A 25536-nucleotide genomic window follows, 5' to 3' on the forward strand; every position below is an offset into this window, starting at 1 on the left:
GAAAATCCAGTCAAAGCCGACGAAGCTCATCATACCGCCAGCTTTACGAACCCCGACGCCCACGCAATCGCGACCGCAAAATAATATTCCTTTTGTCCTTCGTAACAATTCTTATCGACAGACACCTTCCTTTCCCATAGAATCCGCAGGCGCATATGTCTAATTCCGACATAGATAGTCGGCTTATTCGGAGCATATCGCCCGTTATTCACGCGAGCCGTACCCACGCGCCGCGCCACACGACAGGCGCCGTGCGCGGGCTCGAACCGCACAACCCCCCAAGGAGGTGTGTCTTGAGCAGCATCAGAGAGTTGATTCTCGCAGAGGGAGTCATTTCGATCAGAGATGATTGCAAAGGATGCGACGACTGCGTCAAAGTGTGCCCGAACAACGCCATCACGGTGAACGGCCTCGGCACGAAACACGTCATCGACCCCACGAAATGCCTGAGCTGCGGGCAATGCCTGATCACGTGCCCGTTCGGCAGGATCGAAGACAAAAGCATGGTCGACGAGGTCAAAGAAGCCCTGGCCGGCAACAAGGTGGTCGTGGTACAGGAAGCGCCCGCCGTCCGCGCGGGCCTCGGCGAAGCTTTCGGCCTGGAAACCGGCACCGACGTCGAAGGCCAGATGATCGCGGCCCTGCAGCAGCTGGGCTTCGACCACGTCTACGACACCGTCTTCGGCGCAGACATGACGATCATGGAAGAAGGCCACGAGCTCATCGGCCGTCTCATGCGCGACATGGGCGTGCCCGGCTACGAGGCCGTCGAGGGCAAGATTCCCCAGTTCACCTCGTGTTGCCCCGGATGGGTGCGCTATGCCGAGCTGAACTACCCCGACATGCTGGAACATCTTTCCACCGCGAAATCCCCCATGATGATGCAGGCCGCCGTCACCAAGACGTACGGCGCGCAGCAGTTGGGCGTCGACCCCGCCGACATGTTCAGCGTCGCCGTCATGCCGTGCACCAGCAAGAAATACGAATCCTCGCGCCCCGAGTTCATTTCCAGCGGATACCGCGACATCGACGCGGTCATCACCACGCGCGAACTGGCGCAGATGATCGAAGAAGCCGGCATCGATCTGACCTCCCTCGCGCCCAGCGAGCCCGAAAGCCTGCTCGGCCAGGGCAGCGGCGCGGGCGTCATCTTCGGCAACACGGGCGGCGTCATGGAAGCGGCCCTGCGCACGGCCTACGCCGCGCTTTCGGGCGAGGAGCTGGGAACCTTCGAGATAACCGCCGTGCGCGGAGAGGATGCGGTGCGCAGCGCCACCGTGACCATCCCCCTTTCCGACGAATGGAAGGCGGCCACCGGCCTCGAGCAGCTCGACCTGAACGTGGCGGTCGTCAGCGGCAGCCAGAACGTGACGGGCCTCATGGAGGAAGTGGCCGCGGGCACGAGCCCCTACCACTTCATCGAGGTCATGAACTGCCCGGGCGGATGCGTCAACGGCGGCGGCCAGCCGATCAACCACGAGATTCTGTAAGGAGGCGCCATGTCCACCCATACCCAACGAACCATCGGCGACCCCAAAGGCATCACGCGTCGCGAGGCGCTGATCGGCGCCGCCACGGCCATCGGGTCGGTTCTCGCAGCCACCGCCATCGGCGGCATCTTCGTGGGAACCTACAAGAAGGTCTACGAATACATCGCCAAGCGCAAAGGCGTCCTGTACGCCAATGACCAGGCACGACCGCTGCGCACGTCGCATTCGAACCCCGAAATCGTCGCGCTGTACGAGCAGTATCTCTCGCCCGGCGCCGTGGCGCCTTCGCGCACCGAGCTGTCGCATCGCCTGTGCCACACCGTGTACGGTAAGAACGTCGAAGCGCACGTGGCCGAGCTGAAGAGCCATTCGCTCGAAAGCGCCGAGCAGGAAACGCACGAATACATGGAAACGTTCAAGGCCTAGGGGGAATTCATGAGCGAAATGACCATCACGAACCCCGCCGCGCAAGAGCAGCCGGGCCTCGAACTGAAGATCTTCAAACACAACCTGTCCACGCGCATCATGCATCTTTGCGTCGCGATCGGCTTCATGTACTGCGGCGTCACGGGATTGCTGCTGTTCTTCGGCGCGCCCGTGCCGCGTTCGTTCGTGGCGCTTTCCCACTGCCTGCTGGGCGTGCTGTTTATCTCGGCGCCGACGGTCTACGTCGTGGCGAACTTCCGATCGTTCAGCCGCTTCATGGGCACGATCTTCCATTACGACAGAGACGACGTGGGCTGGATCACCGCTCCCATGGGCGGATACCTCGACCCGTACCTGTTCCGCAACAAGCCGCCGCACTACGTTCCGCCGCAGGAGAAGTACAACACCGGCCAAAAGCTTGCCGGCATCTGCCTGGTTCTCGGCGGCGTCATGCTCGCAATCACCGGCTTTTTGATGTGGGCGAATGCGGGCGAAGGTATCTTCGGCCTGGTCAAGATCAACATCGGTCCCGGCGGAACCTGGCTCATCTGGACGCTGCACTACATCATGGCCCTGCTCATGCTGGCCGTGTTCGCGGTGCATTTCTTCCTGGGAGCCATCTATAAAGAGACCAACGTGGAGTTCGGCACCATGTTCAGGGACGGCACGGCCGACTACGCGTACACGAAGAAGAAGCACGGCAAGTGGCTGCAGTCGCTCGAAGTGATTGACGAGGAAGTCGTGGAGGACACGCCCGAATACCTCGCGCAGCATCCCGAGGCGAAACAGGCCGCAGCCGGTGCGGCACAGGAGAAGTAATGGCGTACCTTCTGTGCTCGGTCGCAGCGCTCGTCGTTTCGTGGGACCTTGCTGCGCCGCTCAAAAACCGCCCCGCGATCTTCTACGGGGCGGCCGCGGCGTTCTGCGCGATCCAGCTCGCCGCGCTTGTGCTGGCGCGAGATGGCGCGGTCTCGCAGGCGCTTGCCGCATTCGTCGGCAACGGGCTGCTGTCGTTCTGCCTGTTCGCCGCGGTCATGTTCACGGGGTGCTTCAAACCTGGTTCGAAGGTGCGCATGCGCCTCATGCAGGTGCGCGAACCTCTGGCGAACACCGCGTCGATCCTGGCGCTCGGACACATCCTGTTCATCGGATTCGTCCACGACATCGATCCGAGACTCGGCGCGGCATTCGTGGGCATTTGCATCATGCAGGCGGTTCTCCTGACCATCTTGGCAACCACGTCGCTTTCTTCGATCAGAGAGCGCATGGGCATGGCTCGTTGGAAGAAGACGCACAGGCTCGCCTACGTGTTCTTCCCCGCAGCATGCATCCACGGCGTCTACGCGACGGCGGCGACGGGCGAATTCGCTCCAGGCCTCTTCTACGGCACAGCAGGCATCGCCTACGCCGCAGCGCGCCTGTACGCCTGGCGCGGCCATCGCAAGCGCCGACATCGTTAGCGCCCCCTCAAAATCCGACCCCCATCCACCCCAGCCGCACGGAAACACCCCGTGCGGCCAGCTTCGTTTCTGCACATGGCATTAGCGACGCCTGCAACGACGGCCGCGATCAAAAGCGCTCCTCTGTGCCACGTATCGTACGCACGGCGAATAAGGGGGTGGAATAGCCCATTGGAAACCGAGCCGTCATTTGGAGGTGGAGCCGATGAATCCGACAGACAGAGCGACCGTCGCGCCGTTCGATGACGGCAGAATCCCTGCATTTTTTCCTGGATGACGTCCGGCAAAACGACGGCGACACCCTTCCCGCCATCCAGACTACCGTGCCGAGAACGGCTCATACATCGGACGGGTCTACGACTCCCATTGCCCATGCATGGGAAACCCCGACCCCGACGAAGACCTGGCGCTTTCCCTCGGAGCCCGCTAAGCATCGAAGAGGCCCCTGCAAAAAAAATAAAGGAGTCGGACCGCCGCATTCGGCAATCCGACTCCTTTGCGTTCGAATCACTATGCCATCCGCATACGCACGCTCATGTCGATGGGCTTGGCGGTATAGGGCGCCGTGGTGGCCAGGCCGTCGACGCCGGTTCTTGCATAATCGGCGACGTTTTTATCGTTCACGCCGCCTGCAGCCACGATCGTCAGGCGCGGGTCGATCGCGCGCAGCTGCTCCACCAGGTCGGCCAGCTCGTCGACGGCAAGCTTATCCACCTGCACGCCGTCGACGCCCGCCCACGGCACGCGGCCGCCCGATTCGGCGCACGCACGCGCGCTTTCGGCGTTCACGCGCGCAAGCTGCAGCGCGCGCTTGGCATCCACCTCGACGAACAGCTTCTTTTCGACGCATCGACGCCTGATCGCCGGCAGCTGCTCGACGAACTTCTCGAAGCCGCCCATGAACGTCAGATGATGGTCGAACACGAGCACCGTTTCCGATAGGCCCAGACGGTGAGGAAACGCCCCGCCCGCAAGAACCGCGTCGATCAGCAGGCTTTTCACGCCGGGCATGCTCTTGCGCGTGGTCAAAATCTCGCACGCGGGATTCACGGCATGGGCGGCGTCTACCATGGCGCGCGTCTTCGTGGCCACCGCCGAGCAATGATCGAACACATTCAGACACACCTTCCACGCTTGATGCAGCGCGGCGGCGCTTCCCTCCATCGTCATGAACGACTCCCCCGCCTGCAAAACATCGCCCGACGCCGCATGGCCCGTCACGCGGCACCCCAGCTTGCACGCGATACGCTCGGCGACCTCGACGCCCGCAAGCACGCACGCCTCGCGCGTGAAATACTCCATCGCTCCCTGCTGCTCGGCGACGCCCAGCGCATGGCTCGTCAAATCGAAATACGGCACGTCTTCTGCAATGATGCGGTCGATCAATTCATCGGATACGGTAACCATGAGGCCCCCTGACACACGGCGAAACGAATACAGCGCCCCGCCCCTCCCCGAACACGGCGCGCTTCCGATGATAAACCATCCCCGCCACCCCGGCCGAAACCCGGCGCCGCCCACGCCCCTGACGTATCAAGCATCAAACGTCAAACCGACGAAAAATCCCCTTGCTACACTTCCGCGCAAGGAAGCGAACCGGCCGAGCGCAAGGGCGACGGCAGCATCGCACGCCTTCCTCGGCAGGTTCGCGGCATATCAGGGGAAGGGAGTCATCATGTTCTTCTACGAGCCGCTTTCGGCGACGGCATGGGTGAGCGTCCTGCTGTATCTGGCGTTCCTCATCGGCATGAACGAGCTGTCGCGCATCAACAAATGGATCGGCGGCGCCATCTTCATCGCCCTGCCGCTCGTCTTGACCGTATTCGTCTGGCCCCATACCGCGGTGGAAGGCACCGGCGCGGGCACGTGGTTCCAGTGGGTGAAGACGTATTCGTGCCTGGCGGGCGCCATCCTGGGCTGGCTGATCGTCTACTTCCCCGCCTTCCAGAAGAAATACATCGTCTGCATTCCGCCCGTCATCTTCGCCATCAACATCCTCGAGGCCTGCATTCGCGACTTCCAGCTCGCAGGCGTCAACGGCATCGTCGACGGCTACATGGTAGTCGGCGGCCCGTGGAACATCATCAACGGCATCGCGGGCATCCTGAACGCGCTGTGCATCTGCGGCTTCTTCGGCATCATCGTCAGCCGCGGCAAGAAGAAGGATTTCGTCTGGCCCGACCAGCTGTGGTTCTGGATCATCGGCTACGACCTGTGGAACTTCGCCTACACCTACAACAGCGTCTCCGACCGCTCGATGTATTGCGGCCTGGTGCTTCTGGCCGCCTGCACTATCCCCGCGTTCTTCATCAAGCGCGGCGCCTACGCGCAGCATCGCGTCCGCACGCTTGCCGTGAACATGATCATCACCATGACGATTCCTTGGTTCTACCTGCATCCGGCCTTCGTCGTGCACTCCACGAACGCCCCGGCGGCGCACATGACGATCTCGGTCATCGCCCTGCTGTTCAACATCGGCGTATTCGTCTACCAGGCATACACGATCATCAAGAAGAGGCGCAACCCGTTCAAGCAGGAGCTCTACATCGACAACCCCGGATTCCGCAAGGTGTACCTCGAGAACATCGACGTTCCCGAAGATCGGCGCGAAGCGGCCTTGGCCAATCTGGAAGAGTTCGGCTACGAAGCGGCTTGGGATAAGAAAGGCCGCGTCGACACCATGGTCACGCGTCCGTAACGTCCGCAGCTTATGCGCCGCCGCAGCAGCGTGCGCGGCGGCGCCCACGACCCGAGGAGGGACCCCATGGGCATCCTGTACCAAGCATCCGACCCTCTGGTATGGGCGATCTGGCTTTTCGTCGTGTTCGCCCTCATGGCTTTCAACGAGTTCGGCCGCACGAGCGTCTGGGGCGGCGTGGCCCTGTTCATCGTCGCGCCGATCGTCATGTCGATCTTCGTCTGGCCCGTCACCGCGGCGCCTGACAACGGCTACGGCACCGGCAATTGGTTCAACTGGGCGAAAACCTATTCGGCGCTGGCCGGATGCGTCGGCTTCATGGCGCTGCGCTTCGTGACATGGCGCGGCTCCGACGGCTGCGTGCATCATCTGTACGAAAAGCGATGGGCGCTGTGCTTCCCGCCGCTGATCTTGGCCATCAACATCGCCGAAGCCGTCGTGCGCGACCTGCAGATGTATAGCTTCGGGCTTTGGGACGGCGCGGTCGTCGACCACGTGTGGATGATTTCGGGGCCGTGGAACATCATGAACGCTATCGCCGGCATCCTGAACATCGTCACCATCTGCGGCTGGTTCGGCATCTTCATCTCGAAGGACAAATCGCGCGACATGATCTGGCCCGACATGATCTGGATGTGGATCATCGCCTACGACCTGTGGAACTTCGCCTACACCTACAACTGCATGTCGGACCATTCCACCTACACGGGCCTGGCCCTGCTGATCGCCTGCACCGTGCCCACCTTCTTCACGAAGCGCGGCGCGTGGCTTCAGCATCGAGCCCAGACGCTGGGGCTCTACGCCATGTTCGCTATGGCCGTCCCGCAGTTCTACACCTTCGCCGAGATCCCCACGACCCACAACCCCACCGCGTTTTTCGTCGTGAGCCTCGTGGCCCTGACATCCAACGTGGCGCTGGCCGCCTACCAGCTGCACCGAATCCGTACACAGCGCCTTAACCCGCTCAAAGACGAACTCTATACTGACGCCAAGAGCTATCGAGAGGTCGTCGAAGAGAACCGTTGATCGGCAGCGAACGCCGTTGCCGGCATGATGCGGAAGGCGCGGCGGCTTCATGGGAGAGCGAAGGAGCCGTCATGCGTGCCAGAACAAGCGCGGCCATGCCGGAATTCGATCCTGACCTGCCGCACCCCGTTACGCGGCAGGTCAGGCGCAGTGCGCGGCTGAACGGAGCGGCCGGCGACATCATGCTGGCCGCGCGCGAGCTGTACGAAACCGAAGGGGTGGCCGCCACGAGCATGGCCGCGATCGCGCGCAAGGCGGGCGTGGCGCGCAGCCTCGTGTACTACTATTTCCCCGACAAGCAGGCCGTCACCGACGCCGTGCTCGACGACTACCTCGAAGACCTGCTGGAAAGCGTGTCCACCTGGAACGAGCTACGCGTCTTCGGCGACATGCCAGCCGAACTGAAGAACTGCGTGTCGGCGTTCCGACGCACGCTCTACACCGCGTCGGGCAAGCCGCGCCCTATGTTCGCCGTGCTGGAAGAGCTGGGCCTGCGCGATCGGTTCGCCACGCAGGCCGTCCGCGAGGTCGTGGCCTGCATCCAGGATTACATCGTGTCCGAATACACCGCATATCGCACCATCGAAATCCGCTTGGTTCCCGAAACGTTCGGGCTTCTGCTTTTCGGGCTGGCGGGCATGATGAAGGCGAAACCCGACATCACCGACGAAGAGCTCGCCGAACTGATCGTGCAGACGCTTCGCCTTGACATGACGGTGCTCGACCCGCCGCCGTGGCCCGAGCACCCCGACGCGCCCGTCCTGCAGGCAAGCTAGGCGCTGCAGAAATCGCGGCGCACCTGCTCCATCAAGCGGGCGATCCGCTCATCGGCCAGGGCATATGCCACGTGCTGCCCCTGCTTTTCCGACGACAGAATCCCCGCCGCCTTCAATGCGGCCAGATGCTGCGACAGGCCCGGCAGCGAAATGCCCGGAACATGCTCGGCGATCTGCGCCACCATGCGCGGCCCGTCGAGCAGCGAGCAGACGATCAACAGGCGCTTCTGGTTCGACAGCGCCTTGAACAGGGCCGCCACCTGGGCCGCATGCTCCTCGAGCTGCACCGCATCGGATCCCGCCGCGCATCCGGCCGCATCGTCGGCTCGTTCTTGCTTCGACATATCCGTATCCTTCTCCTTTCCCCAAGCAGCCCTTCCCGCGCCCCGATCGAGGCTGCGGGAAGGGCCGCGCTCGTTTATTCGATATTGCATCCCGCTTCGCAGCCGGCGCCGCGTCCTGCGCCGCATCCGGCGCACGAAGAACCCTTCGCGCGAGCGGACGAAATCAGCTGCGTCATCGTTCCCATGGGGCAGAACACGCACCACGAACGCGGCCTGAACAGCAGCATGGAGAACAGGCCGATCACCGTCGACGTCAGCATGACGCCGTAGAATCCGAAGGCGAACTGCGCCACGCCCGGCGCCACCGCGACCGGGTAGGCCCAATGCCACGGCAGCTGGAACGTCCACAGCAGCTGCACCGTGGTGCCGAGCTCCTGCGAGCCGGTCAGAACAAGCCAGGTCACCACCAGCATATTAATGAACATGACCATGAAAAACGTCAGGAACCCGTAGCGAAACGCCTTGCTGCGGATCCAGCGCGGCAGCGCGACCCTGCGCGAGATGCCGAATCGCTCGCCCAGAAGATCGAGGAACTGGCCGCGGTCGCAGTAGCGGTTGCAGTACAGCTTGCCCTTGCCCGCCGCCGCGAAGATCAACGGAAGGAAGAAGAACAGCAGGCCGATCCACGCGAAGAGGATGTTGAAGAATCCCAAGGTCAGATAGATCGGCGTGACAACGTAGAGGTGGTCGTGCCATTTGCGCTCGCGCTTGACGGGCTTGGGACGCGGCTTGCCCGGGTCGCGCTTCTCATCCGTCTTCTCGATCGAAACGACCTCGGCAGGACACACCTTCGCGCACGTGCCGCATCCGACGCATCGGTCGGGATCGACCACGGCGAACCTGCCGTCCGGCACCGATATCGCAGAAAACGGACAGGTCTTCGCACACGTTCCGCACGCGACGCATTCATGTCCCACAACAGCACGCTTCGCCATCATCATCCCCTTCTTGTTTGTAAGTATTTAAGCAATTACTTAATTGTATGGGAACGAATGATATCCAAGCACGTCAAGTTTGGCAATAAAAAATAACGGCGGCCGCGACGCATCGAAACCGTTTTGTTCGACGCATCGCGGCCGCCCCCGTGAATGCCTTGGAGACGCCTACTCTTCCAGCAGACTGCGCAGGTACGCGCGATATTCGTCGACCAGGTTCTGGGGACCCGCGATCGTCACCGCCCCGCCCATGCCTGCGACCCATCCGAAGAATTGCTGGCTCACGCATACCCTGACGTTGGCCAGGGCGCTTTCGTCCTCCTGCGCCTCGGTCGAAACCACCGCAGCGCCGAAACGGTCGGTGATGATTTCGAGCTTGCTGGGCGCAGCCTTCAGCACGGCCTGCTGCTCGTTGCCTGTGAAGCGACCGAAAATCGCGACCGTACCGTCCTCGGGCTTGTAGCTCTTCACCGCGTCATTGTCAGCGGCGGGCTCATCTTCCAGAACGGCGAAATTCTTCATGCGGTCGAGGCGATACTCGACGATCATGGCGTGCTCGTCGCTATAGGCCGAAAGGTAATAGAATCCGTTGTCGTAGGAAACGGCGACGGGCGTGACAACGCGCGGTTCTCCCTGGTGCGCGGCACGGCGCTTGCCGTCGGCCCCCATATACATGTAGACGAAAGACACCTTGCATTTCAGGCGAATGGCCTCGTGAACAGCGTCGACCGTTTTCAAGACGCATTCGTGAGACGTTTTGACGCGGCCGACCACATGGATGGTGCGATTGAGCTTCGGGCGGTCGAGCTTCATCGCCAGGGTCTTCACCTTGTCGATCAGAAGCTTCGCCTGCCTGTCGCTGATAGCGCGGCATGACTGCACGGCGTCTGCGATCAGCATGAGCTCGGCGGCGCTCAGATTACGCGTGTCCAGACCGTATTCCACGGGATTGCGCTGGTAGGTTTTGACATCGACGCCGAACTCGCGCAGCGTCTTGATATCCTTGTAAACGCTCTTACGCTCGGCGCTTACCTTGTATTCGCCGAGACGCTCGATGATGCCTGCCATGGTCACGCCATGTTCGGCATCGGTCTCCTCTTGAAGAATCTTGAGCAGGTACAAAACCTTGATTTTCGAGGTTTTATTATTCGCCATGATTCACGCAGCTTTCCTTAACGGGCTTATGCCAAGCCCGCATTCTAACAGACGAAGAACCGATGGTCTGCACCATAGCCGCACTCGTGTAAATTAACGTTTATAAACTGTTTCCCCCATATGCTCCGTCGAGTATCCCACGATGCGCGAAGCCTCTTCTTTGAAAGCACGCGACCGGATCAGCCGAACCGCGGCATCCACGACGGGAATGCTGCGCTCGTTCTCGAGAAACGCGATGTCGAGCCACTCGTCTTGCAAGGGGAGGAAGTCGACGCCTTCCACCTGATGGAACACGCGCTCGGACCCGATACAGACATCGGCCGCGCCGCGCGCCACGAGCGACGCGGCCGTCAAAGCCGACGACACCTCGCGATCGTAGCCGTTCACTGCACGCACGTTCAGGCCGAACTCGCGCATCTTCTCGTCGAACAGCACGCGCGAGCCGCAGCCGCGCTCGCGGTTGACGAGCCGCACGCCTTCGCGGGCGAGGTCTTCCCATGCGCGCAGACCGCGCGGATTCCCCTTCGCCACGATAAGCCCCTGGCGGCGCCCCACCAGACGGACCATGCGCACAGGAACGCCCGGCACCAGGCGCTCGACGAAGGGCAGGTTGTACGAAAGACGGTCGTAGAAGTGCACGAGCGCCGCATGGGCACGACCTGCATACAGGTCGCACAATGCCGCATAGCTTCCCTCGTAGACCCGCTCGAACGTCGAACCTGCGGCCACCGATCCCAAGTAGTTCGCCAGCATATCGCCCAATATGTCGTTGCCCGCGATAACGAACGATGCAGCACGGGCCCGGACAGCGAATGCGGACGCCTCGGAACGCACGGACGGCATGCGGACGGAGCCCTCGAGGAGTTCGGAGCGAGGCCCCGTACGACGTGCGACATAGTTCGCTACGTCATCGCGCGAGAAGCGCATCTTCCGACCGACGTGATATGCAGCAAGCTCTTCGCGCTTGACCAGGTTGTATACGGTATTCTTGCTGACCCGCAGAATCGCGGCCACCTCGTCGGCCGTCAAGGCCCCGCTTTCGGACACGCCTTCCCCCTCGTTCGACGCGGCTCCATTCGAACACAAGTATATACTCAATCAAGAATAAATACAGGGTACACCGCAAGTCGGCCGAAGCCGACCCTTCGCACAAACGACGACGCGGGTTGTGCGAAACAAGACGAAACGGCGCCTGGCGACGCGCTTTCCACCGCAACCCTTCCCCCGCCCCGCCGATGCGGCCATACTGGGAGCCGTCACCGAATCGCCGTCGCGAACGGACGGCGCATCCACGAAAGGAACGCCATGAAGATTTCTGCACGCAACCAGCTCAAAGGCATCGTCTCCTCCGTCTCCGAAGGCGCCGTCAACGGCATCGTCGCCATCGACCTGGGCGAGGACACCGTGAAGGCGTCCATCACCATGGAGGCCATCAAAGACCTGGGCATCAAGGAGGGCATTACCGCCTACGTCGTCATCAAGGCAACCAGCGTGATGTTCGCCGCCGGATCCGAGCGCATCGCCGGCATCTCCGCGCGCAACCAGCTCGCGGGCACCGTCGAAAGCGTCAAGAAAGGCGCCGTCAACGGCCACGTGGCCCTCAAGCTTTCCGACGGCTCCGTCATCAAGGGCTCCATCACCAACGACGCCATCGACGAGCTGGGCCTGACCGAAGGCGCGGCCGCCCTTGCCATCGTCAAGTCCACCGACGTGATCGTAGGCATCGAATAAGCGAACCTTCGCGAAAAGCGATGTTTCATCGAAGGTCCTCCGCACGGCAGACGTGCGGAGGACCTTTTCGTTTCAAGACCGATCGCGCCCATGCTGGATAAGGGCTTCCCCTATCGCCTTTCTTTTGTTATATTTAATCTATAACAAATAGAACATTAAGACGACGAAAGGAGGCCGCCGTGATTATCCGCATAGACCAGACGAGCCCCGAGCCCGTCTACCTGCAGATTCGCAACCAAATCGTCGCGGCGATCGCGCACGGGGAACTCGAAGCATCCGACAGGCTGCCCAGCGTACGCGCGCTGGCAAGCGACCTGGGCGTGAATCTGCACACGGTGAACAAAGCCTACGCCGTGCTACGCGACGAGGGATTCCTGATGATGCGCGGCCGAGCGGGCGCCGTGATCGCCGATTTCCGACACGCCGCCTCGCCCGAGCATCAAGCAGCCGGCGCCGAGAAGATCGAAGAGGCCCTGTATCGGCTGGCCCTGGAGCACCGCGCCCAGGGAGGCAGCTGCAAGTCCTTCCTCGCCATCGCCTCAGAGCAGGCGAAACGCGTCTTCGACGCAGCCGTTTCCGACACATCGACCGAAGGAGCGTGATCGCCGTGGTCGCCGCCGCAACCGTGGGCATGTTCGCCCTGACGACTCTTTCCGCGGGCCTGCTGCTCGCCTTCACTCCGTATCTCATGCGCCGCAACGAATGCTTCGCAACCACCGTACCTGCCGCCGCGCACGATGACCCGGCCCTGCGCGCGCTGAAGAAGCGCTACGCCGCGGCCATGGTCGCGTTCACGATCGCCTGCACCGCTCTTTCCGCAGGCGCGGGCCTCCTGATCGTTTCTGGAGACGAGACGCTCGGCACGGTGCTCGAATGCATCGCCGTAACCGCCCCGATCGTCGCGTCGTTCGCGCTCATGCTGGCGAACCGCCGCAAGGTCGTCGCCCTCAAGCGCGAGCGTGGCTGGCAGGCGCAAAGCAGGCAGACGGTCGCCTTGGCCGCCGAGCAAGACTTGCCCGCCGCCCTGCCTCTGGCATGGAACCTGCTCTACATCCCTCTCATCCTTGCCACGATAGGCATCGGTCTCGCCCTGTACCCGTCCATGCCCGACATGCTGCCTATGCATGCCGATTTCTCGGGTAACGTGAACGAATACGCGCCCAAATCGATCGGCAGCGCCATCGGATTTCCCGTGCTCTTCGAAGCGTCCCTAGCCGCATGCCTTACCTTCTCGCATTGGTCGATCCTTCGCTCGAAGCGCCCCGTCGACCCGTCCGCCCCTTCGGCATCGGCGCTCGCCTACGGTCTTTTCGCCCGAGCCCAGAGCATTTTCCTCCTGGTCGTCGGCCTTGGCTTAAGCGGCGGCATCGGCATTCTGTTCCTGCTGTCTTCGGCGGGTTTCATCGGCCTGGGCCAGGCGGGCGCGATCATCGTGCTTCTGACCGTCCCGGTCGTGCTGGGCAGCATCGCCCTATCGGTCGTCTACGGCCAGGCGGGTTCGCGCGTCTTCATGCGCATGCAAGGCGGATCCGAACTTCTCATGGACGACGACGAGCACTGGAAGCTAGGCATCTTCTATTTCAATCGCGATGACGCGAGCCTCTTCTTGCCCGAGCGCTTCGGCGTCGGCTGGACGATCAACCTCGCCCGCCCCGCCGCATGGGCGATCATGGTCGGATTCCTCATCCTCACCGCTGCCTTCATCGCGCTGACGATGAGCCTGGTCGCGTAAGAAAGACGCCGACTGGAAGCCCTTTACGAAAAACACCCCGCAGCCTCAGGGCGTCGAGCCCGGCTGCGGGGTGTTTTCATGTCACGATGTAAAAGCCGCGAAGCGATACAGGCCTACAGACCCTCCGCGCGACGGGGCCCGCGCATGCGCAGGGCCACGACGGCTGCGGTCAGCGATACGAGCGCCGTCATGGACAGCCCGACCACCAAAGGCGCCGTTGCATCCGACATCGCGGGAACGAATCGCTCAGGATCGCCGCCTTCGGGAAGGACATCGGAACCAGGCTGCTTTCCGTACGCAGAAGACGCGCCTTGCGGATCCGCCGCCGCACCCGGCGCCTGCGTCGAACCGCCCTGGCCCGGCTGGGATCCGCCCGATTCGCCGTTCGAATCAGGCGCGGTTCCGTCATCGTTCGAGCCGCCGCCTTCATCAGGCGTCTCCGTCGAATCGCCGCCGCCCTGGCCGCCATCGGGATCCAGGCCGCCATCATCCGGACCGGAGCCCTGGCCGCCACCATCGACGTCCGGGGCATCGCCGCCCGAGCCGTTCCCGCCGCCGTCAGGATTCTGGCCGCCTTGGCCGCCGTTTCCGTCGGGAACCTGACCCTGGCCGTTTTCGTCGGGCGCTTGATCATTGCCGTCGGAACCGCCGTTCGACTCGCCGCCCTGGCCCGCACCGCCGCCATCCGGCTGCGGCACGACCACCTTCACGGGCGTCTGCATAACGGTCTGCGCATGGTTGGCGTCCTCCAAGGTGCGAGCGAACGCATGGTATTCGACATCGGGGCTTAAGCCCGAAAACTCCGATTCGAACGTCCACGTGTCGAGCACGGCGGTCGCCGCCACGCTCGCCGCATCGTCTGCAGGATGCTCAGGAATGGTACAAAGCGCATACTGGACCTTGGCGTCATCGGCGCCGGAAGGGGACAAGCGTGCCGTCGATCCATCCATTTCGACGAAAAGCGCCAAGTCGTGCTCGACCTTCTTCGTCACCTCGAGCACCACTTCGGCCCGAGCCTCGCGCGCCCCCGCTTCCTCGCCATCGGCATGATACGACACGACCGCCGTCGCGGCATACACTCCTGCCGCAAGCTTCGGCTTCGCCGCGATCGACCAGCCGGCATCCTGCGCTCCAGGCGCTATCTCCGCAGCCCCCGCAGAAACCGAGAACGCGTCGGCCGGCGCGCCGTCTTCGCTCGAAGCGATGCGCACCCCGTCGACGAACGCCCGCGCCGTGCCTGCATTCGCCAGCGTCAACGCCGCAGAGGGCGCGCTTGATCCGTACTGAACGCTGCCCAGGTCGACGGCCGACGCCTGCAAGATAGGAACCTCGGAAGCATCCTCGAAAAAGTCGAGCAACGAACACGAGAAGAATTTGTCGCCCTGCGTCTGCAGCTTGATATAGCGCGCCGTCACGGGTTCGTCGAACGCTACGCGCGCGGGCTTGCCGGCCTTCCACGAAAAGCCCGACGCTTCTTTGACCTCGCTGAACGCGTCGGCATCGACCGCCACGCCCGCGGCGGCGCCGGCATCGGGCGCGGCCGAGACGATCACCTTGTTGCGCGGCGTGCCGTTGCCGTGGTCGGGACGCGGCCAGAAATCGAACGCGGCGATATCGCGCTCACGCCCCAGATCGATTACGATCCAACCGTCGTAATCGTTACCCGACCAGGCATTATGCCAATACGAAAGCGCGCTTGCGTCAAGTACCCTTCTCGCGCCGTCCTCGCCGTTTTGCGACGACGAATACGAATTCACGTTCAACTCGCCGTACGGAACGAACGTCATGCCCGTCTCGGCGTCCTCGCTGAACGAGAGCGTCATCGGATCGGACGGAAGCATCGTCCCCGACGCCGCACGCCTCACCTGCACGTCGACATCGCCTGGAAAAAGGTTACGCTCGGTCAGACGCGTCCATGCACCGTCGCCTATGCGCGTCTCGATTTTCGCCGGCATCGCGGAGTCCTCGAAATACAGGGCATTCGTCCTGTCGTTGAGGAAATGCCGCGGAAGCTCCTTCGACGCGATGCCGATATCGATCGCATTGATCGTATTCGAACCGATGAATCTGACCAAGATGTCGTTCTCCGGCGTGATCGAGGCTACCTGTTCGTCGGTCAGCTTCTCTTTCACCTGACCGCCCACCAGCTGCTTCCACGACGACCCGCCATCCAGGCTGTATTCCCACGGCGTTCCGCCGGAAGCGAACTGCGCGCCAAGCTTGATCGTATTCGCATCGGCCCCGTCGAACGAGAACGTGGCCAAATAGCCGTCGGATTTACCGAGCAGCGCATTGGCCATGGCCTTGGAGACCTCGGGCTGGAGCACGTCGCCGGCCGCCGCCTTCGACGCCTTCTGCAGCGTACGCACGCGAAGGTCCTCCAGCTCGACCACGTAGGCACCCTTGGTGCGCTCGTCGATCACCTTCATGAAGTCGTGCATCGGCAGCGGATAGTACGCAAGAGCATCGGCCACATGCTGTGCAAGCGCAAGCCACTCTTCTTTGCCCGCGCCCTTCTGCTCGTACAGGCCGATCTTCGCCGTGATGGCATCGTAATTGAGGTCCTGAGCGGCGAGCGAGGCATCCAGAAGCGCCTGCTTGTCTTCGAGCGATGCGAAGCTGTCGGCCAGCAGGCGCAGTTCATAGCTCTGCACGTACGAATCGAAATCGTTAAGCGCATCCTGGGCGTATACGGTATAGGTGCCGCTCCTGATGTATTCCTCCTGGCTTTTGCGCTGCTGGTTCCAGTTATTCAGATAGTGCGCGGCCGAGGGCACGTCGGAATTCGACCATCCCGACACGTCGTTCTGAATGCGATAGGCGCCCTTCTGCTCGCCCGCAGCATCCGCGCGCAGCTCATAGGTCATCGTAGCCGCATGGCCGGGCTGACCCATGACCGCCGACGGAACGCCCACCATGCAGTTGAGGTTCGAAAAGGTCTTCGCCAACGCGCCGCATACGCCGCCTTTTTCGAACACCATCCAAAGACGGTGATACTGCGCGGGGTCGGTCGTGGCACCGGGCGCGCTGGAAATCTGCCCGCAGCCGATATAGAAGGGATCGTCCTGCGAACGGTTGGGGAAGTTCTCGTCCTCGTAATCGAGCTTGTACTTCTCTTTCCAGCCGCCCCGCCACTGGCGGTATGCGCCGTTTTCGCCCGACGGCTTGATTTCGGTGACGGGTCCGTCGAACTGCGATGCATCGTAGAAGCCCTTATAGGAGTAGGTGCCATCGCTCGTCCAGTTGCCGTTCACGCCGCCGTACCATATATACGTGTACGCGTTCAGGCGATCTTTCTCGTGCGCTTAATCGGGCTTTATGGCCAGCGTGTAGTTGGCAAGCCACGGCAGCTCGGAATCGGTGATCTGGTTTTCGAATACCCAGCGCATGTTCTCGACCGTCAGTTCGTCGAACAGGTCTTTCTGGAAGCGATAGCGCTCGTCGTTGTCGCGGAAAATCTTGATCGTCTCGTAGCGCACGAGCGGGTCGGACACGAATCCCGGGTCTCCCGACCACAGTCGCGAACGGCCCGATTGCGCCAGCGACGCCGACACCATCATGCGCAGATGCACGTCCGCTTCGGCACCCGCAAGGTCTTCGGGATGCGCGGCGCGCAAGCGGCGCAGAATATCGAGCGCTCCCACATGCTGGTCGGCGCTCGCCCTGCCGTCGCGCACATTGGGCTCGCCGCCCGTGACGTAATAACGCAACGCAGGAAGATCGCTCAGGAACCATGCGAGGAAATCAGCCTTCTCGACCGATTCGTCCGCATAGGCGGCAAGTTTTTCGTAGCCGATTTCGGACACCAGATTGCGCTGCAGCACAAGCAACTCGCGGTCTTCGGCCAAAGAACCCGACGCCACGGCGAGCGACCATTCCTCGGGCGTCGCAGCATCCTTGATTCGGCCGTCGAGGGCCTCGACCGTCTGCAACGCCCCAGGCGCGGCAAAAGCGCGCTCAGGCAACGCAGCAGCGCATGCGAATACGAGCGTGGCCGCACACGCCGCGATGAAAATGCGCGTGGCTTTCCCCATGCAATGTTTCACTTGTTCCCCTTTCGTCCGCGTCGCCGATTCGCCGGCGTCGCGGGCATGCCCCATCCGCTCGAAATAAACGGACGCCGCATTATAAGGGGAAAAGTTCGTTCGAAGCCGCAACAAAAAAGAGGATGGAGAAAAAACCTCTACCCCGAAGAATCCGGGGAGAAGCACAAGATGCCGACCGCGTAAAAGCGACCGGGAAAACGCCGAAACGCAGAGCAGACGACCCTTCGGCCGGAAAGCAAAAAGCCGGCCCTGCGAGGCCGGCTCGATAAAGCATGGTCGGGATGACAGGATTCGAACCTGCGACATCCTGCTCCCAAAGCAGGCGCGCTACCAAACTGCGCCACATCCCGATTCCATCAGGCCTGAAAATACGAACCCGCCGATAACGAGTTCAATATAGTAGACGAACGCCGCCGCTCTGGCAAGGGCGTGCGATCACGACGATGCGCCGAAAACAGGACGGCATCGGACTCGCTTGCGGCCCCGGCTCGTCTTTTTCCCGCTCGCAACGCTCGAAAAACGGCCTTCGCATGCAAATCACATGGAGAAAAGCATCCAAGGTGCTCTATTGCCCTCGCACATATGCCCCGAATAAAGGCATAATGCTACCCGACATTAAAGCGACGCGATCGCCGCACCGAGACGAACCGAAAGGAAACGACGCATGGATTCCAACAAGCGCCCTGACGACATGGTACGCATCACCACCCCCGAGCTCGCTCAGGCCTTCATCGACGAGAAGGTCGCCGAGGCCAAAGAGATGATCGGCGACAAGAAGGTCCTTTTGGCGCTTTCCGGCGGCGTCGACAGCTCCGTCGTCGCAGCGCTGCTGATCAAGGCCATCGGCAAGCAGCTCATCTGCGTGCATGTGAACCACGGCCTCATGCGCAAGGGCGAAAGCGAGCAGGTCGTCGACGTGTTCCGCAACCAGCTCGACGCGAATCTGGTCTACGTCGATGCCACCGATCGCTTCCTCGGCCTGCTCGACGGCGTGGCCGAGCCCGAGGCGAAGCGTAAAATCATCGGTGCGGAGTTCATCCGCGTGTTCGAGGAAGAGGCCCGCAAGGTGGGCGACGAAGTAAGCTTCCTCGCCCAGGGCACCATCTATCCCGACATCCTCGAGTCCGACGGCGTGAAGGCGCATCACAACGTGGGCGGCCTGCCTGACGACCTGCAGTTCGAGCTGTGCGAGCCGGTCAAGCTGCTCTATAAGGACGAAGTTCGCGTCATCGGCCGCGAACTCGGCCTGCCCGAGAACATGGTCGAGCGCCAGCCCTTCCCCGGCCCCGGCCTGGGCGTGCGCTGCCTCGGCGCCATCACCCGCGATCGCCTCGAGGCGCTGCGCGAGGCCGACGCCATCCTGCGCGAAGAGTTCGCCGCCGCCGGCCTCGAAGGCAAGGTGTGGCAGTACTTCGTCAGCGTTCCCGACTTCCGCGTCACGGGCGTGAAGGACGATAAGCGCCTCTACGAGTGGCCGGCGTTCATCCGCGCGGTCAACACCGTCGATGCTATGACCGCCGAGGTGCCCGAGCTGGATTGGGCGCTGCTGAAGAAGATCGGCGACCGCATCTCCGCCGAGGTCGACGGCATCTGCCGCGTCCTCTACGACCTGACCCCGAAGCCCTGCGGCACCATCGAGTTCGAATAAAACTCGCAACTTCGCAATCGAATCAACCGGAACACGGCCCCGCACCGACGGGGCCGTTTCTCTCTAGAAAGACCCGTCATGCTTCCACCGTGGACCATCGTCTCCCGCTATCTGAAATACCGCTCGTCTTGGGACAGCCTCTGCGACCAGTGCGGCCGTTGCTGCTTCATGCGCGAAGTGGACGAGGACGGCGATGTGATCATCGATTATGCGGCTCCATGCGAATTCCTCGACGTGGCCACCAGGCAGTGCACGGTATACGAACGCCGCTTCGAGGCATGCGAGCGCTGCAACAAGGTGACCCTGCGCCATGCGCTCTTCGCCGACCATCTGCCGGAAGGCTGCGCTTACGTGCGCATCTTCCGCGAACGATAGGCATGTTCAAGACGGGCTTCGCTTCATCGGAGCCGCACGAAACCGCAGCGCTCGCTGCGCAGACCGTACAAAAGACTTAGCAGACAAAACGGCCCTCGCTTCCCAACGAAGGAAACGAGGGCCGTTTGCTTGTTCTTGCCCAATGCGGTGCCGAATGCGGTATCGGAAGCCGTTATTCCTTCTCGGCGATTTCGCCGCGACGATATGCCTCGAGCAATGCTTCAAGGTCGGCGATGCGCTCTTTGATCATCTTGCCCTTATCGGTATCGGCCACGAGCATGCGATTTTCCATCCATGCGATGACGCTGCGCGACGAATGGATGTCGAGCTCCTTGAGCACCGCAGCGCGCGTCGACTCGAGCGGCTCGTGCGCCGCCAGAATCAGCTCGTACGAGTTGGAGATAAGCGTATAGCCGGCGATGCCCGTCGTAGGCTGATATGCCTTCGAGAAGCCGCCGTCGATCGTAAGCACGCGGCCGCCGCATTTCACGGGGTCCTCGCCGTCTTTCACCTTCACCGGAACATGGCCGCACACGATGCGAGACGTCTTGGGGTCGAGACCGAAATCTTCGAAGATGCCCGCCATGACCGCTTCGTCGTTGAGGAACGTGTAGAACGGGTTCTTGACCTCTTTACGCGCCGCCTTGTCGGCGATCAGGTACAGCTCGAACGTGGCCATCTTGCTCTTCGCAAACAGCGGCGAACCCTGGCCCAGCCACAGATACCACATCAGGTCGCGCCCGCGCTTGCGCATGGCGGGATCGGCGTCGAAGAACGCGGCGCGCACGTAGCGCTCCATTTCGTCATAGAGCGCGCGGCCCTTGAACTTCGTTCCGTACACGTCGGTTTCCATGAGCGTGCCGTCGGCGTTCAGCGGCACGCAGGCATGGAAGAGAAGATTGCCGTTGTACACCTTGTACAAGCTTCCCGCCTCCAGGAAGAAATGCATGTGGCGCTGCAGCTTCTCGCAATTGACGAACGCCTGCTCGAGGCGCTGCATGACCTCTTCTTCTTCGGGGGTCAGGCGATACGGGTCGCGGGGATCGACCGTAGGAAACACGGTGTCGGTGAGCTCGTATTCGATTCCGTCGACCGTCACGGTTCCCTTGTCGTAATCGATGCGGTGCAGCAACTTGCGGTCCTGCAGGCCGAAGCTGGGATTTTCGTCGATCAGCCGGGCCTCCACCTTGAACTGGATGATGGCCATGGCCTTCTGAATCTTCACGTTGAGCTCACGCTCGGCGTCGGACAGGTCGGGGTCGCCCTTCAATCCGAATGCCACGCATGGGTCGTCGGCGTATGCGGTCTGCGCGAACGATGCCAGCGGCAGAATATTGATGCCGTACGCATCTTCCAGAATGGAGAGATTGCCGTAACGAGCGCAATTGCGCACCACGTGGGCGATGCATCCGCGCTGGCCGAGCGAAGCGCCCATCCAGACGATGTCGTGATTGCCCCACTGGATGTCGAGCGCGTGATAGCCCATGAGCGTATCCATGATGACGTGCGGATACGGGCCTCGATCGTAAATGTCGCCCACGATATGCAGGTGGTCGATGGAAAGACGCTGGATAAGCAGACACAGCTCTTCGATCAGATCGCCGCCGCGGCCCGTACGGATGATGGCCTCGATAATCGCCGCGTAATAGGCTTTCTTATCGACGCCGTCGCGGTCTTCGGTCATCAGTTCTTCGATGATGTAGGCGAAGTTTTCAGGCAGCGCCTTGCGCACCTTGGAGCGCGTGTATTTCTGAGCGGCGCGCTTGCATACCGAGACGAGACGCGGAAGCACCTCGGCATACCAGGCCTGGGAAGCCGCATCGTCGGCATCGGCCAGCATCAGCTCCATACGCTCGCGCGGATAATAGATAAGCGATGCGAGCGAGCGCTTTTCGGCGGCCGTAAGGGTATCGCCGAACACGTCTTCGATCTTGAGTCGGATGGAGCCCGAGCCGTTACGCAGGATATGCGAGAACGCCTCGTATTCGCCGTGAATGTCGGACGCGAAGAACTCGGTTCCCTTCGGAAGGTTCAGCACGGCGCTCAGATTGATGATTTCCGCCGACGCCTTGGCGGCAGAGGGAAACGACTGGGAGAGAAGCTCCAGGTATCGCTTTTCCGCTCTTTCCATGTTCAGCCTCCTTGGACCTGCGCTTACGCGCCGCATGACAGTCTTCGCCAAAAGGATACTACGGAGCGAATGCCGCATCATTCGGCCAATCGGCCGAAGGGCCGCTGCGCCTCAGCGACGGAGGCGAAAACAGCACCCAGGCGTGCAGCCTTCGTTCGTCTTCCCGAACCATACACCCGAACGCCGCGTTTTGTGATATAAAATAGAACAAATGTTCTCATAGAAAGGAGCCGCGTGAAATCAGAGCGCACATATCTCTGCATCGACCTGAAAACGTTCTACGCCTCGGTGGAGTGCGCCGACCGCGGCCTCAATCCGTTCACGACCAACCTCGTGGTGGCCGACGAATCGCGGGGACGAACCACGATCTGCCTCGCTATCACGCCCGCCCTCAAAAAGCTCGGCGTGCGCAACCGCTGCCGCCTCTTCGAAATCCCCGAAGGCATTCCCTACACGGCCGCCGTGCCCCGCATGAAACGCTATATGGAAGTGTCGTCCGATATCTACGCGATCTACCTGCAGTTCGTCTCGCCCGAAGACGTCCATATCTACTCGATCGACGAATGCTTCATCGACGCCACGCCGTATCTGACGCTCTATCGCAAAACGGCGCGCGAATTCGCCGACCTGCTCATGAGCACGGTGCTCGAACGCACCGGCATCAGGGCGACGGCGGGCATCGGCAGCAATCTGTTCCTGGCGAAGGTGGCGCTCGATGTGACCGCGAAACACGACCGCGACAATATCGGCATGCTCGATGAGCGCTCTTTCAGACAAGAGGTCTGGTTCCACCGCCCCATCACCGACATATGGGGCATCGGACCGGGAATCGCGCGCCGGCTCGAACGGCATGGAATCCACGACCTGGCGGGCGTCGCGGCGGCCAATCCCGACGTGCTCTACCGCGAGTTCGGCAAAAATGCCGAATACCTCATCGACCACGCCTGGGGCCAGGAGCCGTGCACGATCGCGGAAATACAGGCCTATCGGCCCGAGGGGCGCTCTATCGTGAACGGCCAGGTTCTACCCGGAACATACCGTTTCGACGAAGCCCGCATGGTGCTCGGCGAAATGGTCGACGCCAGCGTGCTCGACCTGGTCGAACAGGGGCTTTCCTGCGACCACATATCGCTGTACGTCGGATACGCCCGCGACACGCCGCGCGACCGAACCGATTTCTTCGACGGAGGCCACGGCAAAAGGCCCGTCAGCGAAGATGCCTACCACGACCGAACGGGAGGCGGGCGCAAGCTCGGACGACGTACGAATTCGCGGCGCTATCTCATGGACCGCTTTTTCGAGCTGTTCGACGAAACGACCCGCAAAGACACGCCCATCAAACGCCTCTCCATCTGCCTTGCCGGGCTCGACGACGAAGAATTCGCCACGTACACGCTTTTCGACGACCCCGAAACCGATAAAGCCGAACGCGACTTGCAGCAGGCCATCGTCGACGTGCGCGCGAAATTCGGAAAAAACGCCATGCTGAAGGCGACCAGCCTGCATGAAAAGGCAACGGCGCAAGAACGCAACAGGCAGGTAGGAGGACATCGTGCATGAAAACGCAGCCTTCGATCCGTTCGAGCAAGCATACCGGCGCTCCATCCTACGCGATATAGAACAGCGAGTCGCCCTTCACGGCGAACACCGAGCGCAGCCCCATGCCGACCGAGCCCGTCAATTCATGCCGTTCGCAGCATTGAAGGGCTACGAAGCCATGGCCCATGGCCGCGAATTCGCAGCCATCCCCAAGCACGAGCTTACAGCAGAAGAGGCGCGCGCCTTCTCAGACACCGTGTCCGAACTTGCCAAGGGCGATGTCGTGCGCGTAACCTGGTACGACCAAGGAGCGCACCGCGTAACCGAGGGGCCTGTCGCATACAAAGACGAATCGCTGCGCACGATACGCGTCGGCACGGCCGATATCGCGTTCGCAGACATCGAATCGATCGAGCCCGCGTAGACACGCGAACGCCGTCGGCAGCGTGGCCGACGGCGTTCGTACCTGAATCGCGCCGGCACACCGCCGCATCGCGGCACGTCAGCGCGCGTATTGAAATGCTACGACAGCTTTTCTTTCAGCTCTCGCAGCGCGTTGCCGCGATGAGAGATGGCGTTCTTTTCGTCCTGCGTCACTTCGGCAAGGCTTTTCGCGCCCGCGAATTCGTCGGGCAGAAACAGCGGGTCGTATCCGAAACCGCCCTCGCCCGACAGGCCGTGGGCGATGCGGCCCTCGATCGTGCCCGAAGCGAAAGTCTGCGTGCCGTCTTCATCGACGAACGCCAGCGAGCACACGAAACGCGCCGTGCGACGGTCGTCGGAAACACCCTCGAGCTCGCGCAGAAGCTTCTCATTGTTGGCGGCGTCGTCGCCATGCACGCCCGCATAACGCGCGGAATACACGCCGGGCGCGCCGTCGAGCGCATCCACCGCCAGGCCCGAATCGTCCGCCAAAGCGGCCAAGCCCGTATGCTCGTGCGCGGCGAGCGCTTTGATGAGCGCATTGCCTTCGAACGTATCGGCATCCTCGGCGGGCTCGTCATAGGGCTCGCACTGGGAAAGCGTCAGAAACTCCCAGCCCTCGAAATCGAGCGCGGTGCGGATTTCTTCCACCTTATGCGCGTTGTTCGTGGCGATAACGACCTTCTTCATGAAGCACCTCGTTTCCTTCGAGCCTATTTCACGGCTTCGAGGGCCTCGCGCTGCAGGCGCAGCAGCTCCTCGATGCCTTCCTGAGCCATATCGAGCATCTCGTTCAAGCGCTCACGCGAGAAGCTGACCTGCTCGCCCGTGCCCTGCACCTCGACGAATTCGCCCTTCGCATTCATGACCACATTCATGTCGATTTCAGCCTGGGAATCTTCGCGATAGTCCAGGTCGAGCAGCAGCCTGCCGCCCACCAGGCCCACGCTCACAGCCGCGACCTGGCCGAACAGCGGGTTGGTTTTCACCTTGCCCGCCGCACGCCACATCTCGAACGCGTCATGGGCGGCAACCCAGGCGCCCGTGATAGCCGCGGTGCGGGTGCCGCCATCGGCCTGCAGCACGTCGCAGTCGATCGTCATCGTGATTTCGCCGCCCATGGCCGACATGTCGCACACATTGCGCAGCGAACGTCCGATGAGGCGCTCGATTTCCTGGCTGCGGCCCTTGCGGCCCTTGGTCTCGCGCGGGGTGCGCTTCGCGGTGGACGCGGGCAGCATGGCGTATTCGGCAGTCAGCCAGCCCATGCCGCTTCCCTTGCGCCAGGCGCCGACGCGCTCTTCGATCGTGGCGCTGCACAGCACATGCGTATCGCCGAACTTCACCAGGCAGCTGCCTGAGGCGTTCTTCATCACGTTGCGCTCGATCGAAACGAGGCGCAGCGCGCGGTCTTTACGATGGTCGGTACGGGTGCCGAACATGGCATTCCTCCTTCAAGGGCGAATACGCCCGGGGTAGTTCTTGGGTAGTTCTTCTATGCAAGGATGCTATGCGCCGCAAAGCGCGCAGAATCGCATTGGTGCGCAGGCCTGCAGGAGCCTGCCCGCTGCGCATGATATACGAACATGCAAACCGCGCCG

Annotated in this window: 24 protein-coding genes and 1 tRNA gene; 14 read left to right on the forward strand and 11 right to left on the reverse strand. The window is 62.1% G+C overall.

From position 1 onward, the window contains the following. Window positions 1-293: 293 nt before the first annotated feature. From Q6E04_RS03865 to Q6E04_RS03880, 4 genes are read left to right on the forward strand one after another with little or no spacing between them, the layout of a single operon-like run. On the forward strand, window positions 294-1490 hold the full coding sequence (locus tag Q6E04_RS03865; protein WP_303249490.1) for a [FeFe] hydrogenase, group A: 1197 nt from the start codon (window positions 294-296) through the stop codon (window positions 1488-1490). A gap of 9 nt (window positions 1491-1499) precedes the next feature. Continuing rightward, on the forward strand, window positions 1500-1916 hold the full coding sequence (locus Q6E04_RS03870; protein ID WP_303249491.1) for an iron hydrogenase small subunit: 417 nt from the start codon (window positions 1500-1502) through the stop codon (window positions 1914-1916). Between the two features lie 9 nt (window positions 1917-1925). Then, window positions 1926-2735: a cytochrome b/b6 domain-containing protein gene (locus Q6E04_RS03875; protein WP_303249492.1), complete on the forward strand. Its 810-nt coding sequence runs from the start codon at window positions 1926-1928 to the stop codon at window positions 2733-2735. Beyond that, window positions 2735-3376, forward strand: coding sequence for a ferric reductase-like transmembrane domain-containing protein (locus tag Q6E04_RS03880; RefSeq protein WP_303249493.1), 642 nt, complete (start codon window positions 2735-2737; stop codon window positions 3374-3376). Before Q6E04_RS03875 ends, Q6E04_RS03880 begins: the two co-directional genes overlap by 1 nt. 510 nt (window positions 3377-3886) lie before the next feature. Here the strand turns inward: Q6E04_RS03880 and modD are convergent. Next, window positions 3887-4783, reverse strand: a complete 897-nt coding sequence (gene modD, locus Q6E04_RS03885) for a ModD protein (protein ID WP_303249494.1) — start codon at window positions 4781-4783, stop codon at window positions 3887-3889. Between the two features lie 268 nt (window positions 4784-5051). Here modD and Q6E04_RS03890 point away from each other — a divergent pair, with 268 nt between their 5' ends. From Q6E04_RS03890 to Q6E04_RS03900, 3 genes are all read left to right on the forward strand, one after another. Beyond that, window positions 5052-6074 carry a DUF5692 family protein gene (locus tag Q6E04_RS03890; protein ID WP_303249495.1) on the forward strand — a complete coding sequence of 341 codons (1023 nt, stop codon included), beginning with the start codon at window positions 5052-5054 and terminating at the stop codon, window positions 6072-6074. A gap of 66 nt (window positions 6075-6140) precedes the next feature. Next, a complete protein-coding gene (locus Q6E04_RS03895; protein WP_303249496.1) occupies window positions 6141-7100 on the forward strand; it encodes a DUF5692 family protein in 960 nt (319 codons plus the stop codon). Window positions 7101-7171: 71 nt separating this feature from the next. After that, window positions 7172-7876, forward strand: a complete 705-nt coding sequence (locus Q6E04_RS03900; protein ID WP_303249497.1) for a TetR/AcrR family transcriptional regulator — start codon at window positions 7172-7174, stop codon at window positions 7874-7876. Here the strand turns inward: Q6E04_RS03900 and Q6E04_RS03905 are convergent. The 4 genes from Q6E04_RS03905 to Q6E04_RS03920 all read right to left on the reverse strand — a co-directional run bounded on the left by Q6E04_RS03905 (window position 7873) and on the right by Q6E04_RS03920 (window position 11357). Then, window positions 7873-8220: a helix-turn-helix transcriptional regulator gene (locus tag Q6E04_RS03905; protein WP_303249498.1), complete on the reverse strand. Its 348-nt coding sequence runs from the start codon at window positions 8218-8220 to the stop codon at window positions 7873-7875. The genes Q6E04_RS03900 and Q6E04_RS03905 overlap by 4 nt on opposite strands. Before the next feature lie 74 nt (window positions 8221-8294). After that, window positions 8295-9155: a 4Fe-4S binding protein gene (locus tag Q6E04_RS03910; RefSeq protein WP_303249499.1), complete on the reverse strand. Its 861-nt coding sequence runs from the start codon at window positions 9153-9155 to the stop codon at window positions 8295-8297. A gap of 168 nt (window positions 9156-9323) precedes the next feature. After that, window positions 9324-10310, reverse strand: coding sequence for a YafY family protein (locus Q6E04_RS03915; RefSeq protein ID WP_303249500.1), 987 nt, complete (start codon window positions 10308-10310; stop codon window positions 9324-9326). A 93-nt stretch (window positions 10311-10403) separates the two neighbouring features. Beyond that, window positions 10404-11357, reverse strand: coding sequence for a helix-turn-helix transcriptional regulator (locus Q6E04_RS03920; RefSeq protein ID WP_303249501.1), 954 nt, complete (start codon window positions 11355-11357; stop codon window positions 10404-10406). A gap of 258 nt (window positions 11358-11615) precedes the next feature. Between Q6E04_RS03920 and Q6E04_RS03925 the strand changes: the two genes are divergently transcribed. From Q6E04_RS03925 to Q6E04_RS03935, 3 genes are all read left to right on the forward strand, one after another. Further along, window positions 11616-12041 (forward strand): molybdopterin-binding protein, encoded by a 426-nt coding sequence (locus tag Q6E04_RS03925; protein WP_303249502.1) that lies wholly within the window; start codon window positions 11616-11618, stop codon window positions 12039-12041. 179 nt (window positions 12042-12220) lie between these two features. Next, a complete protein-coding gene (locus tag Q6E04_RS03930) occupies window positions 12221-12643 on the forward strand; it encodes a GntR family transcriptional regulator (protein ID WP_303249503.1) in 423 nt (140 codons plus the stop codon). Further along, a complete protein-coding gene (locus tag Q6E04_RS03935; protein WP_303249504.1) occupies window positions 12640-13773 on the forward strand; it encodes a DUF1648 domain-containing protein in 1134 nt (377 codons plus the stop codon). The genes Q6E04_RS03930 and Q6E04_RS03935 overlap by 4 nt, the downstream gene beginning before the upstream one ends. Window positions 13774-13886: 113 nt before the next feature. Here Q6E04_RS03935 and Q6E04_RS03940 read toward each other — a convergent pair whose 3' ends face one another. The 3 genes from Q6E04_RS03940 to Q6E04_RS03950 form a co-directional block, all read right to left on the reverse strand. After that, window positions 13887-17027 (reverse strand): discoidin domain-containing protein, encoded by a 3141-nt coding sequence (locus Q6E04_RS03940; protein WP_303249505.1) that lies wholly within the window; start codon window positions 17025-17027, stop codon window positions 13887-13889. A 51-nt stretch (window positions 17028-17078) separates the two neighbouring features. Further along, window positions 17079-17819: a hypothetical protein gene (locus Q6E04_RS03945; RefSeq protein ID WP_303249506.1), complete on the reverse strand. Its 741-nt coding sequence runs from the start codon at window positions 17817-17819 to the stop codon at window positions 17079-17081. Window positions 17820-18092: 273 nt separating this feature from the next. Further along, window positions 18093-18169 (reverse strand) — tRNA-Pro (locus tag Q6E04_RS03950). A 314-nt stretch (window positions 18170-18483) separates the two neighbouring features. On the opposite strand from Q6E04_RS03950, the gene guaA reads away from it, so the two are divergent. Next, window positions 18484-19467 (forward strand): glutamine-hydrolyzing GMP synthase, encoded by a 984-nt coding sequence (gene guaA / locus Q6E04_RS03955; protein WP_123197709.1) that lies wholly within the window; start codon window positions 18484-18486, stop codon window positions 19465-19467. A 78-nt stretch (window positions 19468-19545) separates the two neighbouring features. Then, window positions 19546-19842, forward strand: a complete 297-nt coding sequence (locus Q6E04_RS03960) for a hypothetical protein (protein WP_303249507.1) — start codon at window positions 19546-19548, stop codon at window positions 19840-19842. Window positions 19843-20014: 172 nt separating this feature from the next. Here the strand turns inward: Q6E04_RS03960 and Q6E04_RS03965 are convergent, their stop codons facing one another. Next, window positions 20015-21973, reverse strand: coding sequence for a fructose-1,6-bisphosphatase (locus tag Q6E04_RS03965; protein WP_303249508.1), 1959 nt, complete (start codon window positions 21971-21973; stop codon window positions 20015-20017). A 234-nt stretch (window positions 21974-22207) separates the two neighbouring features. On the opposite strand from Q6E04_RS03965, the gene Q6E04_RS03970 reads away from it, so the two are divergent. Then, window positions 22208-23533: a DNA repair protein gene (locus Q6E04_RS03970; protein ID WP_303249509.1), complete on the forward strand. Its 1326-nt coding sequence runs from the start codon at window positions 22208-22210 to the stop codon at window positions 23531-23533. Window positions 23534-23657: 124 nt separating this feature from the next. Further along, window positions 23658-23936: a hypothetical protein gene (locus Q6E04_RS03975; RefSeq protein ID WP_303249510.1), complete on the forward strand. Its 279-nt coding sequence runs from the start codon at window positions 23658-23660 to the stop codon at window positions 23934-23936. Between the two features lie 98 nt (window positions 23937-24034). On the opposite strand, the gene rdgB is transcribed toward Q6E04_RS03975, so the two are convergent. Next, entirely contained in the window at window positions 24035-24625 is a 591-nt protein-coding gene (gene rdgB, locus Q6E04_RS03980; protein ID WP_123197713.1) for an RdgB/HAM1 family non-canonical purine NTP pyrophosphatase, read from the reverse strand. 23 nt (window positions 24626-24648) lie between these two features. Further along, on the reverse strand, window positions 24649-25377 hold the full coding sequence (gene rph / locus Q6E04_RS03985; RefSeq protein WP_303249511.1) for a ribonuclease PH: 729 nt from the start codon (window positions 25375-25377) through the stop codon (window positions 24649-24651). Between the last annotated feature and the right edge of the window lie 159 nt (window positions 25378-25536).

Source organism: uncultured Slackia sp. (genome assembly GCF_959608125.1).
Lineage (GTDB): Bacteria > Actinomycetota > Coriobacteriia > Coriobacteriales > Eggerthellaceae > Slackia.

Excerpts from the sequence above, each read along its gene's own strand:
- Q6E04_RS03870 (WP_303249491.1), top strand. The coding sequence starts at position 1,500 with ATGTCCACCCATACCCAACGAACCATCGGCGACCCCAAAGGCATCACG.
- Q6E04_RS03875 (WP_303249492.1), top strand. The coding sequence starts at position 1,926 with ATGAGCGAAATGACCATCACGAACCCCGCCGCGCAAGAGCAGCCGGGC.
- Q6E04_RS03880 (WP_303249493.1), top strand. The coding sequence starts at position 2,735 with ATGGCGTACCTTCTGTGCTCGGTCGCAGCGCTCGTCGTTTCGTGGGAC.
- modD (WP_303249494.1), bottom strand. The coding sequence starts at position 4,783 with ATGGTTACCGTATCCGATGAATTGATCGACCGCATCATTGCAGAAGAC.
- Q6E04_RS03890 (WP_303249495.1), top strand. The coding sequence starts at position 5,052 with ATGTTCTTCTACGAGCCGCTTTCGGCGACGGCATGGGTGAGCGTCCTG.
- Q6E04_RS03895 (WP_303249496.1), top strand. The coding sequence starts at position 6,141 with ATGGGCATCCTGTACCAAGCATCCGACCCTCTGGTATGGGCGATCTGG.
- Q6E04_RS03900 (WP_303249497.1), top strand. The coding sequence starts at position 7,172 with ATGCGTGCCAGAACAAGCGCGGCCATGCCGGAATTCGATCCTGACCTG.
- Q6E04_RS03905 (WP_303249498.1), bottom strand. The coding sequence starts at position 8,220 with ATGTCGAAGCAAGAACGAGCCGACGATGCGGCCGGATGCGCGGCGGGA.
- Q6E04_RS03910 (WP_303249499.1), bottom strand. The coding sequence starts at position 9,155 with ATGGCGAAGCGTGCTGTTGTGGGACATGAATGCGTCGCGTGCGGAACG.
- Q6E04_RS03915 (WP_303249500.1), bottom strand. The coding sequence starts at position 10,310 with ATGGCGAATAATAAAACCTCGAAAATCAAGGTTTTGTACCTGCTCAAG.
- Q6E04_RS03925 (WP_303249502.1), top strand. The coding sequence starts at position 11,616 with ATGAAGATTTCTGCACGCAACCAGCTCAAAGGCATCGTCTCCTCCGTC.
- guaA (WP_123197709.1), top strand. The coding sequence starts at position 18,484 with ATGGATTCCAACAAGCGCCCTGACGACATGGTACGCATCACCACCCCC.
- Q6E04_RS03960 (WP_303249507.1), top strand. The coding sequence starts at position 19,546 with ATGCTTCCACCGTGGACCATCGTCTCCCGCTATCTGAAATACCGCTCG.
- Q6E04_RS03965 (WP_303249508.1), bottom strand. The coding sequence starts at position 21,973 with ATGGAAAGAGCGGAAAAGCGATACCTGGAGCTTCTCTCCCAGTCGTTT.
- Q6E04_RS03975 (WP_303249510.1), top strand. The coding sequence starts at position 23,658 with ATGCCGTTCGCAGCATTGAAGGGCTACGAAGCCATGGCCCATGGCCGC.
- rdgB (WP_123197713.1), bottom strand. The coding sequence starts at position 24,625 with ATGAAGAAGGTCGTTATCGCCACGAACAACGCGCATAAGGTGGAAGAA.
- rph (WP_303249511.1), bottom strand. The coding sequence starts at position 25,377 with ATGTTCGGCACCCGTACCGACCATCGTAAAGACCGCGCGCTGCGCCTC.